8 protein-coding genes, 1 other RNA gene and 1 pseudogene are annotated in these 10,936 nt (G+C 62.3%); 1 reads left to right on the plus strand and 9 read right to left on the minus strand.

Annotated features, from left to right (window positions below; translation table 11 throughout):
• From mraY to rsmI, 9 genes are all read right to left on the minus strand, one after another.
• Positions 1-1,083, minus strand: coding sequence for a phospho-N-acetylmuramoyl-pentapeptide-transferase (mraY, locus tag AB5Y48_RS15245; protein ID WP_050666583.1), 1,083 nt, complete (start codon positions 1,081-1,083; stop codon positions 1-3).
• The gene (murF, locus tag AB5Y48_RS15250; RefSeq protein ID WP_368164990.1) at positions 1,077-2,432 is read right to left on the minus strand and encodes a UDP-N-acetylmuramoyl-tripeptide--D-alanyl-D-alanine ligase; all 1,356 of its coding nucleotides are present in this window, start codon (positions 2,430-2,432) and stop codon (positions 1,077-1,079) included. The genes mraY and murF overlap by 7 nt, the downstream gene beginning before the upstream one ends.
• Positions 2,429-3,910, minus strand: coding sequence for a UDP-N-acetylmuramoyl-L-alanyl-D-glutamate--2,6-diaminopimelate ligase (murE, locus tag AB5Y48_RS15255; protein ID WP_224160233.1), 1,482 nt, complete (start codon positions 3,908-3,910; stop codon positions 2,429-2,431). The genes murF and murE overlap by 4 nt, the downstream gene beginning before the upstream one ends.
• Positions 3,894-5,648, minus strand: coding sequence for a penicillin-binding transpeptidase domain-containing protein (locus AB5Y48_RS15260; RefSeq protein ID WP_136614174.1), 1,755 nt, complete (start codon positions 5,646-5,648; stop codon positions 3,894-3,896). The genes murE and AB5Y48_RS15260 overlap by 17 nt, the downstream gene beginning before the upstream one ends.
• Positions 5,645-5,959: a cell division protein FtsL gene (gene ftsL, locus AB5Y48_RS15265; RefSeq protein ID WP_050666579.1), complete on the minus strand. Its 315-nt coding sequence runs from the start codon at positions 5,957-5,959 to the stop codon at positions 5,645-5,647. The genes AB5Y48_RS15260 and ftsL overlap by 4 nt, the downstream gene beginning before the upstream one ends.
• Positions 5,960-5,961: 2 nt before the next feature.
• Positions 5,962-6,900, minus strand: a complete 939-nt coding sequence (rsmH, locus tag AB5Y48_RS15270; RefSeq protein WP_060587266.1) for a 16S rRNA (cytosine(1402)-N(4))-methyltransferase RsmH — start codon at positions 6,898-6,900, stop codon at positions 5,962-5,964.
• Entirely contained in the window at positions 6,901-7,359 is a 459-nt protein-coding gene (mraZ, locus tag AB5Y48_RS15275) for a division/cell wall cluster transcriptional repressor MraZ (protein ID WP_050666577.1), read from the minus strand.
• A gap of 317 nt (positions 7,360-7,676) precedes the next feature.
• Positions 7,677-8,062, minus strand: an RNA gene (rnpB, locus tag AB5Y48_RS15280) — RNase P RNA component class A.
• 52 nt (positions 8,063-8,114) lie between these two features.
• Positions 8,115-8,957 (minus strand): 16S rRNA (cytidine(1402)-2'-O)-methyltransferase, encoded by an 843-nt coding sequence (gene rsmI / locus AB5Y48_RS15285; RefSeq protein ID WP_050666576.1) that lies wholly within the window; start codon positions 8,955-8,957, stop codon positions 8,115-8,117.
• 82 nt (positions 8,958-9,039) lie between these two features.
• Here rsmI and AB5Y48_RS15290 point away from each other — a divergent pair.
• Positions 9,040-10,782: pseudogene (locus AB5Y48_RS15290) on the plus strand (penicillin-binding protein activator); the annotation flags it as partial.
• Positions 10,783-10,936 lie beyond the last annotated feature (154 nt).

Here is a 10,936-nt window from a genome sequence, read left to right on the forward strand (position 1 = left end):
TTACCTCACCTTCAGGGTCGCCAGACCCAGCAGTACCAGTACGAGGGTGATGATCCAGAAGCGCACGATGACGCGCGGCTCCGGCCAGCCCTTCTTCTCGTAGTGGTGGTGAATAGGAGCCATCCGGAAGATTCGCACACCGCGCAGCTTGTAGGAGCCCACCTGCAGGATCACCGACAGGGTCTCCATCACGAAGACGCCGCCCATGATGACCAGCAGAAACTCCTGACGCACCAGCACGGCAATGGTGCCGAGCGCGCCGCCGAGCGCCAGGGAGCCAACGTCTCCCATAAAGACCTGGGCCGGGTAGGTGTTAAACCAGAGGAATCCCAGACCTGCGCCTATGATGGCGGTGCACACCACCACCAGCTCGGAGGTGTAGGGCACGTAGGGAATGTGCAGATAGCTGGCGAAGTTGACGTTGCCGGTGGCCCAGGCGATCAGGGCGAAGCCGGCGGCGACCATGACGGTGGGCATGATGGCGAGCCCGTCGAGACCATCGGTCAGGTTGACCGCATTGGAGGTGCCGACGATGACGAAGTAAGCCAGCACGATGAACAGCAGCCCGAGCTGGGGCATCACCTCCTTGAGGAAGGGCACCACCAGCTGGGTCTGACCGTCGTGGGTAGCGGTTCCATAGAGGTAGAAGGCGACCACCAGGGCCACGGCCGACTGCCAGAAATACTTCCAGCGGGCGATGAGGCCATCGGTGTTCTTGCGCACCACCTTGAGGTAGTCATCGGCGAAACCGATGGCGCCATAGGCACCAAGCACGAACAGCACCAGCCAGACATAGGGGTTGTCGAGGCGGCACCAGAGCAGCACGGAGATAAAGATGGAGGCGAGGATCATCAGCCCGCCCATGGTGGGGGTGCCCCGCTTGCTCAGGTGGGATTCGGGGCCATCGTTGCGGATCACCTGGCCAAACTTGAGGATCTGCAGGCGACGGATCAGGCGCGGTCCCATCCAGAGAGCGACGAACAGTCCGGTCAGGATCGACAGGATGGAACGAAACGTCAGGTAGGAGAAGACGTTGAAGAAGGTGAAATGCGGGGTGAGCAGTTCCGCCAGCCAGACTAGCATGATGCCTGCTCCTGATGGTGCTTGACCATCTCGACGATCTCTTCCATCCGGGAGCCACGGGCCCCCTTCACCAGTACCGCTATCTCTGTATGGGTTTCAATCATGGTTGCCAGCACTTCATAGAGTGATGCCTTGTTATCAAAATGACGACCACCCGCGGCATCTGCGGTATGGCGACTCTCTTCTCCGACCGTGAGCACGGCGTCGAGACTGCACTCGCGAGCATGACGGCCGACGCGAGCGTGCTGCTCGGCCGACTCGGCGCCCAGCTCCCGCATGTCGCCAAACACCAGTACCCGGTAACCGGCCATCTCGCGCAGGGCATCGATCCCCGCCAGTACAGACTCCACGCTGGCGTTGTAGGTGTCGTCGATCAGGGTGAGGCCACCCCAGCGTTGGACGCAGAAGCGTCCCTTGACCGGCGCCATCCTCTCCAGTCCCGCCTTGATGGAGGCCAGAGAGGCGCCGAGCGCCTGACATCCTGCCGCCGCCGAGAGGGCATTGGCGATATTGTGACGACCCGGAATGGCCAGCGTCAGCGCCACTTCGCCCTCGGGGGTGACCATGACAAACTCGGCGCAGCCGGCTGCGTTGATACGGATATCGCGGGCGTGGAACGGTTGGGTCTGGTCTTCGATGGAGAAGGCGCAGCGGATCCCCCGCTCCCGCCACTTGGGCCAGAATTCGTTGTCGGCGTTGACGATGGCGGTGCCCCCCTCGCCCAGTCCCTCGAAGATCTCGCTCTTGGCGTGGTAGATCCCCTCGAGGGAGCCAAATCCCTCCAGATGGGCCGCCGCCACGTTGTTGATGATGGCGGCATCGGGCAGGGCCAGGGAGGTGGTCCAGGCGATCTCCCCCTTGTGATTGGCGCCAAGCTCCATCACGGCGAAATTGTGCTCGGGTTCAAGACGCAGCAGGGTCAGGGGAACGCCCACCTCGTTATTGAAGTTGCCGGCGGTGGCCAGCACCCTCCCTTCGTGGGAGAGGATGGCCGAGGCCATCTCCTTGACCGTGGTCTTGCCACAGCTGCCGGTGATGGCGAGTACCTTGGGATTGACTCGCTGGCGCACCAGACGACCGAGACGACCGAGGCCACGCAGGGTATCGCTCACAATAAGTTGCGGAATGGCCAGGGGCAGCTCGCGCTCCACCAGCAAGGCGCTGGCGCCGGCGGCGAGGGCCTGGTCACAGAAGTCGTGGGCATCGAAACGCTCGCCACGCAGGGCGACGAACAGGGAACCGGGCGCCAGCTGACGGGTATCGGTGCTGACGGCGGTAATGGTGCAATCCTCCCCGACCAGGCGCGCCTCGATGGCGTTGGCGATGTCGGTGAGTTGAAGGGTCATCATCTGAATGACTCCGGTAGTGTTTGCAGCACGGCAGCGACCGTCTCACGATCGCTGTAGTGGCGCTTGTCCTTGCCAATGATCTGGTAATCCTCGTGCCCCTTTCCGGCCACCAGGACGATATCTTGCGGACCCGCCTGAGTCAGGGCCAAGCGAATGGCGGCCACCCGATCGTGCTCCACTTGAACCGCGTCGGGCTGCTGCAAACCGGCAACCATGTCTGCCATGATCTGACGCGGATCCTCGGTGCGGGGGTTATCGTCGGTCAGGATCACCCGGTCCGCATGACGCTCGGCCATGGCCGCCATCATGGGCCGCTTGCCCCGGTCCCTGTCCCCGCCACAGCCAATCAGGCACCAGAGACGTCCATGACAGTGCACTCGCAGGGCCGCCAGCGCCTTCTCCAGGGCATCCGGCGTGTGGGCATAGTCGACCACGGCGAGGGGTTTACCCTGGCCGCCAAAGCACTCCATGCGGCCGGTGACAGGCTGTAGACGGGGTGCACTCTCGAGCAGGGCATGGAACTCATAACCCAGCACCAGCATGACTCCCATGGCAGCCAGCGCATTGGCCACGTTGAAGCGGCCCAGCAAGGGGGCGGATAATACACCATTCCCCCACGGGGAGTTAATCCGGGCACGAAAACCCTGCTGATGAAATTCGAGGTCCGAGGCAATGATCTGCGGCCCCGGATGGCCGGCCACCCCACCCTCCAGGCTGTAAGCGACGGCGGCGGGTCGACGCGCCAGCCACTGGCGCCCCACCTCGTCGTCCCCATTGATGACGGAACAGGACTCATCGACCCGATCCAGCAGCCGTTCTTTGGCCGCCCCATAGGCGTCCATGGTGCCGTGGTAGTCCAGATGATCCCGGCTCAGGTTGGTGTAGGCGGCCGCGGCGAAGCGCAGACCCGCCACCCTGTGTTGCACCAGACCATGGCTGGAGACCTCCATGGCGACGAGATCGGCGCCCTGCTCACGCAAGACGCGCAGGGAACCCTGTACCTCGATGGCGCTGCCGGTGGTATTGGCCGCCTCGACCAGCTCCCCAAACAGACCATTACCCACGGTGCCCATGACGCCGGCACGCCCCCCCAGCAGGGTGCGCCAATTGGCCACCAGCAGCGCCGTGGTGCTCTTGCCGTTGGTCCCGGTCACCCCCACCAGTTGCAGCTGGCTCGCCGGCTCACCATAGAAGCGACCGGCCAATGCAGAAAGATGAAGCGGGAGGTCGTGAAGCCCCACGCAGGGCACGCCCACATCGGGGGCAACATAGCTCCCGTCGGCCTCAAACAACACGGCAGCGGCTCCCTTGGCCACCGCCTGTTCGATGAAGCGCCGTCCATCCACCTGATGACCCTTGACCGCCACAAACAGGCACCCCTCAGCGGCTTCGCGGCTGTCGAGGGTTAGGCCGGTCAGCGCGAGCGCAGGGGCACTCACGCCGAAGGGTTGCAGCAGTTGATCAAGTGCGGGGAACAAGGGGAGCCTCCTGACGGGCGAGTTTGCCGACCTGGGGCGCCGTGTTGGCGTCCGGTCTGATGTTGAACAGTTGCAGCACACCGCCCATGGCCTCGGCGAACGGCGGCGTCGCGACGGCACCCCCGTAATAGGCCTTGCCCTTGGGTTCGTTGATGACCACGACCATGGCGAAGCGGGGATCGCTGGCCGGTGCAAAGCCGGCAAACCAGGCCATGTAATCCTTGCCGTAGCCTCCGGCCACCGCCACCTTGGCGGTACCACTCTTGCCACCGATGCGATAGCCAGGAACCTTGGCCTTGGGGATCGCGCTGTCAACCACGTACTCGAGGGCACCGAGCATCGCCTTGGCATCCTTGGGATTGATCACCTGCTCGCAGGTGGGAGCCTTGTCGAGGCGGGTGACCGAGATGGGCACCCGGCAGCCGCCGTTGGCCAGGGTGGAGTAGGCCGAGACCAGCTGCATCGGGGTCACTCGCAGGCCATAGCCAAACGACAGGGTGGCACGCTCGATATCGGACCAGCGGCGACGCTGGGGCAGCATGCCACCGCTCTCTCCCATGAGGCCGCTACCGGACTCGATGCCGAAGCCAAGCAGACTGAGGGTGTTGATCATGTCCTGGGCCTGCATGCGCAGGGCGATACGCGACATGCCGATGTTGGAGGAGTAGCGCAGGATATCGTGGAGGTTGTTGGCGTGATGGATACTCACGTCCTTGATCTGCTTGGCACCGATAAACAGAGGCTTGGAATCGATGAAGTCATCCCAGCTGGTCACTCCGGCGTGAAGGGCACTGAGCAGGATCAACGGCTTGACGGTGGAGCCCGGCTCATAGGTATCGGTCACCACCCGGTTGCGCACCCGGAAGCTCTGATACTGACCCCGGTTGTTGGGGTTGTAGGAGGGGGTGTTGACCATGGCGAGCACCTCACCGGTCTTGATATCCAGCATCACCATGGAGCCGGAGGTCGCCATATTCTCGTCGGTCGCCTTCTTGAGAGCCCGATAGGCGATGGACTGTACCCGCTGATCGATGCTCAGGTGCAGATCGTTGGCATCTTTGCCCTCTTTGACCACCCCCAGATGCTCGATGACCCGACCATGCCGGTCCTTGCGTACCCGCATCTCCCCCGGGGTGGCGGTCAACCAGTCGTCATAGCTGCGCTCGATCCCTTCGATCCCGCGGCCGTCGATGTTGGTCACCCCCACCAGGTGGGCGCTGATCTCACCGGTCGGGTAGAAGCGGCGCGACTCGGGACGAAGATAGACGCCCCCGAGCTTGAGCCCCTTGATGTACTCGGCCACCGCCGGCGTTACCTGACGCTGCAGATAGACGAAGCGCTTCTTGGGATTGGCCACCTTGTGCTTGAGACTCTTGAGATCCACTTTGAGCACTTCGGAGAGCGCCTGCCAGGCGCGTTCATTGTTGACGGCACCGGATTCGTGAACCGTCTTGGGGTCGGCCCACACCGCCTCTACCGGCACAGAAACCGCCAGTTGTTCCCCGTTGCGATCGGTGATCATGCCACGCACGGCCTGGGTCTCTGTGGTACGCAGGGAGCGCATGTCCCCCTCCTGACGCAGGCGATCCGGATCGATGACCTGGATCCAGGCCAGGCGCAGCACCAGGCCAACAAACGCGATGCCGATGAAGACGATCAGGGTACGGAAGCGCCACGGATGGACCGTGGTCGTCTGCTTGGCGTTTTTGGCCGCCTTGGGGGTCGGTTTGCGGCTCATGGCTCTATGATCACCTTCTCGGTGGTGACGATGGGACGCGCCATCTGCAGCTTCTCCATCGCCAGGGCCGCCACCCGCGAGTGTTCTGCCAGGGTGCTCTGCTCGAGGAGCAGGTGACGCCACTCGATCTCGAGGGAGTCACGCTCGGCCATCAGCTCGTTGTAACGGGAGGTGGTACTACGGGTCATGTTGGTGACCAAAATGCTGGCAAAGGCGGTCACCAGGACCGCCAGGATCAGGAAGAGCTGGATCTTGTGGCGCCCCAGGTCGGAGAGGATCTCGCGAGAGAGGTTGATGCGCTCCTCGGCCATGGCTACTCCGGCAACCGCTCGGCTACTCGCAGCACCGAGCTGCGGGAGCGACTGTTTTGGTTGACCTCGTCATCGGAGGGCTTGAGCGCCTTGCCGACCCCTCTTAATTTACGATCGCCCTTGAGCTGGGCCTCGGTCAGGGGCAGACCACGGGGGATCTCGGGCCCCTTCTCATGCTTGCGAATGAAGTGCTTGACCAGGCGGTCCTCGAGGGAGTGGAAGCTTATCACAGACAAACGCCCGCCCGGTTTGAGAATGGAGAGGGAGGCATTGAGGGCGCACTCGATCTCGTCGAGTTCGCTGTTGATATAGATGCGGATCGCCTGGAAGCTGCGGGTGGCGGCATGCTTGCCCTTCTCCTTGCTCGGATTGACCCGGGCAATCATCTCGGCCAGCTGGCGGGTACGGGTGAAGGGCGTCTCGTCCCGATCGTGGACGATGGCGCGCGCTATCTTCTTGGCAAAGCGCTCCTCTCCGAAGGTCTTGAGGACCCAGGCGATGTCGTCAATATCCGCGTGGGCCAGCCACTCGGCCGCACTCTGACCGCTGGTCGGGTCCATCCGCATGTCGAGAGGACCGTCTTTCATAAAGCTGAAACCGCGATCCGCATCATCCAGCTGGGGTGATGACACCCCAAGATCCATCAAGAAACCATCGATCTTGCCGGTCAGCCCACGCTCGGCAATATAGCCAGCCACCCCGGAGAAGGGGCCGTGGACGATCTCGAAGCGGGGATCATCGATAGTAGACGCCTCGGCAATGGCCTGGGGATCCCTGTCGATGGCGATAAGACGCCCATCGGGACCCAGTTGCTGCAGGATCAGGCGGGAGTGACCGCCGCGACCGAAGGTGCCGTCCACGTAGATGCCATCCGGCTTGATGGCCAGCCCTTCCACCGCTTCGTCGAGCAGTACCGTGATGTGTTCAAAGCCTTGCGTCATTTATAAAGAGAAGTCCTGTAGTCGATCGGAGCCAGACCAGTCATCCTGCGGCAGGTCCCGAATGTCATCGTCCACTTGCTTGAGCCAGCGCTCTTCGTCCCATAACTCGAACTTGTTGAGCTGCCCTATCAGCATCACCCGCTTGTCCAGCCCGGCATGGGTACGCAAAGGTGCACTCAGCAGCAAACGTCCATTGCCATCCAGCTCACACTCGCTGGCATGGCCGAGCAGAAGGCGCTGCACCCGCCGCTCCATGGGATTCATGTTGGAGAGAGTGCGCAACTTGCGTTCAATCTCTTCCCACTCGGGCAGTGGATAGAGCAGCAGGCAGGGATGGGTCAGATCGATGGTGCAAACCAGCTGGCCCTCGCACTCATCACGAAGCCAATCACGAAATCTGGTCGGTATAGCCAGCCGCCCCTTGGTATCGAGGCTGATGGCATGAGCACCACGCAACACCCGCTTATATTATCCCTTGCTTGCCCTATCCCTGGATCGAAAAACCACTTTGATCCACTTTTCTCCACTGTAAAGTTTAAGGAGGGGACAGATCCTTTTCAAGCAAGCAGGGGCCACAATAGGAGCCAAAAGAGGGGGTAATTCGAGGAAATAAATAAAGAGCGCTGATTTTACAGAAGATATTGCCAGGCCACTGGATGAAAAGTGCGCGTCACTGATTGCCGAGTCACTCCGATCCGCAAGCCATCAGCCCGACTCTCTGTCTTGCGGGGCGGTAAAACGGAGAACCCCGCACCGGGTGCGGGGTTCTGAAATAGGGTCGGAGTTGGCCTGTAAGCCGGGTTCTGTACCGGGTTTCCCCGGTGGCAACCATTCCTCTAGGCCTGCAATCACTCGCAGGCTCCAGCAACCTACCCGCCCCCAACGCGGGCCGCGCCAAAGGGGGCCTATTTGGTCTTGCTTCGGGTGGAGTTTACCGTGCCACGAACTGTTGCCAGTCGCGCGGTGCGCTCTTACCGCACCCTTTCACCCTTACCTGATCCCTTGCGGGCCATCGGCGGTCTGCTCTCTGTTGCACTGGTCGTAGGCTCGCGCCTCCCAGGCGTTACCTGGCACCCTGCCCTGTGAAGCCCGGACTTTCCTCCCCTCCGCCCGTCTGTCCCGAGGGACACAACGACGAAGCAGCGATTGCCCGGCCAACTCCGGGCGCGGATTATAGCCTCAGGGAAGAGGGCGGGTAAACCGTTAAATCCCGATTATTCACCGCTGAGGTGTTCGAGGCCGTATTTGTAGAGGGCATTTTTCTTCACCCCATGAATCTCGGCACACAGGGCCGCCGCCTTCTTGAGCGGAAGCTCGGCCACCAGCAACCCCAGGGTGCGAATCGCCTCGGCAGGCAGATCCTCGGGATCCTTGCGTGCCCCGGCGACCATCAATACCATCTCGCCACGGGTACGATGCTCATCTTCACCCAGCCAGGCGAGCAGCTCGGAAGCGGGCAAACCATGGATGGTTTCGAAAGTCTTGGTCAACTCCCGTGCCAGCACCACCTGACGCTCACCCAGAATGCGGGCGATCGCCTCGATAGTCTCCAGCACCCGTCGTGGAGACTCGTAAAAGACCATGGTCCTTGTCTCATCGGCCAGATCCTGCAACTTGTCGTCCCGCCCTTTGGCCTTGGCCGGCAAGAAGCCTTCGAAGGTGAAGCGATCGGTCGGCAAGCCGGCGGCAGAGAGGGCCGTGATGGCGGCGCAGGGGCCGGGCAAGGGCACGACCTTGACTCCTGCCTCACGACAGCGGGTCACCAGGTGATAACCGGGGTCGCTGATGAGCGGCGTGCCGGCGTCGGAGACCAGGGCCACGCTCTTGCCCTCCTTGATGCGCGCAATCAACACCTCGGCCTTCTGCTGCTCGTTGTGATCGTGAAGGGCAAAGGTAGGCACCGAAATCTGGTAGTGGCTGAGCAGAATGCCGGTGTGGCGGGTATCTTCGGCCGCCACCAGATCGACGCTGCGCAGGGTGTCGAGGGCACGCTGGGTGATGTCCGCCAGGTTTCCGATGGGAGTGGGAACAATATATAGAGTGGGGATTACGTTCATGAAGTCTCCGCGCGCCCCGACACAATTGTGTCGCCATTATGCCCCGTTTACACTATGGGGAATTTTCAACACTGGTCGGGGAATGAACTTGAACCGGTTTACAAAACAGCTAAGTGTATCACGACTCGCCGGCATCCTGGTTGCCGCTCTGCTGCTTGCTTCCTGCGCCTCTGGCCCGGGTCAGGATGGCGCCCACCAAGGCCCCCCCTCTCCCTTTGCCAAGATCACCCAGGAAGCGGATTGGTATCTGGATCGGGTCGACGAGAATAAGCCTGCCGAGGCCTTCAGCTGGCAGATCCTGGCGGCTCGCAGCTATCTGGCCGTCGGTAAGACAGGTCCTGCCGCAGCCTTGCTGCAACAGTTGCGCAAACAGGCCAAGAGTGCCGAGCAGTTGGCTGAGCTGCAACTGCTGGAGGCCCAGATCGTGCTGGCTCAGGGCAACAGCAAGGGCGCACTGGCACTGCTGGAGCAGAAACCCGCCACCGTCCTCGACCAGGAGACCGACAAGCAGTGGTACCTGCAGCGGGCCAACCTCCAGCTCGACAACAACGATCGCTTTGGCGCCGCCAAGAGCCTCATTGCCATGGACCCGGTGCTGCAGGGTGCGGCCCTGAGCGAGAATCACCGCCAGATCTGGACCCTGCTGCAAGGCATGACTCCGGCCACTCTGCAATCCCTGCAAGAGGCCCCGGCCCCCGACGCAACCACAGGCTGGTTGCAACTGGCTGCCCTGGTCAATCAATACGGCGCCCAGCCCGATCAGCTCACCCGTCAGCTTCACATCTGGAAGCGCAGTTTCCCGCAACACCCGGCACTGACCGACATGCCGGCCGGGCTCGGGCAACTGCTGAGCACAGAGTTGAGCGTCCCCTTGCAGGCCGCCGTACTGCTGCCCCTCTCGGGTAATCTCGCCTCGCAAGGGCAGGCTATCCAGTACGGCATTCTGATGTCTTACAAGCAAAGCGGCAGCGAGCTCAAGGTGAAGTTCTACGACACCCAGAGCAAGGGAATCGCCCCCCTCTATCAGCAAGCCGTAGCCGAAGGGGCCGATATGATCATCGGCCCACTGCTCAAAGAGAGAGTCCAGGAGCTGCTGGCCCTCAAACCCACAGTGCCTGTACTGGCGCTCAACGAACTCGACAAACCGGTCACCGGCGAGCGACTCTACTTCTTCTCCCTCTCGGCCAGCGCCGATGCGGCGCAGGCCGCCCGCTACCTGCACCAGCAAGGATATCGTCAGCCCCTGGTGTTGGCGGCGCAGGACCGCATCGGTTATGCCAGCGTTCAGAGCTTCGAGAAGGCGTGGCAAGAGGCCAGCCAGGGACGTGCCATCGTCGCCACCTATGGCGGCCGGCAGGAGATCCAGGGCATGGTGCGCAACGCCCTGAGTGGCAGTGCCGCAGGCCGTGTACAGCAGGTGGCCCCCCTGGATGGTACGGCTGAGCCCCAGCACAATACCTTCAACGGCATCGATGCGGCCTATATCGTGGGGAACCCCACCGAGACCCGCACTATCAAACCTTATATCGACTTCAATGTGAGCCAGGCCAATGGCGGGCTGGCCACCTTCACCGCGGCACGGGGCTACGACAGCCAGTCGCGCGAAGTACTGCCGGAGCTCAACGGGCTGCATATCTCGGACATGCCCATCATGCTCGGCTATCACGATGAGCTGAAGGCACAGGTTCAACAACTGTGGCCGCAGCTGCAGGGGGATGCCCTGCGCCTGTTTGCCATGGGCTACGACGCCTTCTCGTTGACCGGCAAGTTGCAACAGTTGAGGGCCATGCCCACCATGAGCATGCCCGGTCTGACCGGTGAGCTCAGCGTGGCCAGCGACGGGGTGATCCAGCGTCAGTCCGTCTGGGCGACCTACCGCAATGGCGCGGGCGAAGTCGATAAAGCCCAGACGGCGGTCCAGCTCGCTCTTCACGTCGTCTTTGACCTTCTGATCCAGGCCGTCCCACTTGTTCACCACC

Source organism: Aeromonas sp. R6-2 (genome assembly GCF_040908155.1).
Taxonomy (GTDB): domain Bacteria; phylum Pseudomonadota; class Gammaproteobacteria; order Enterobacterales; family Aeromonadaceae; genus Aeromonas; species Aeromonas schubertii.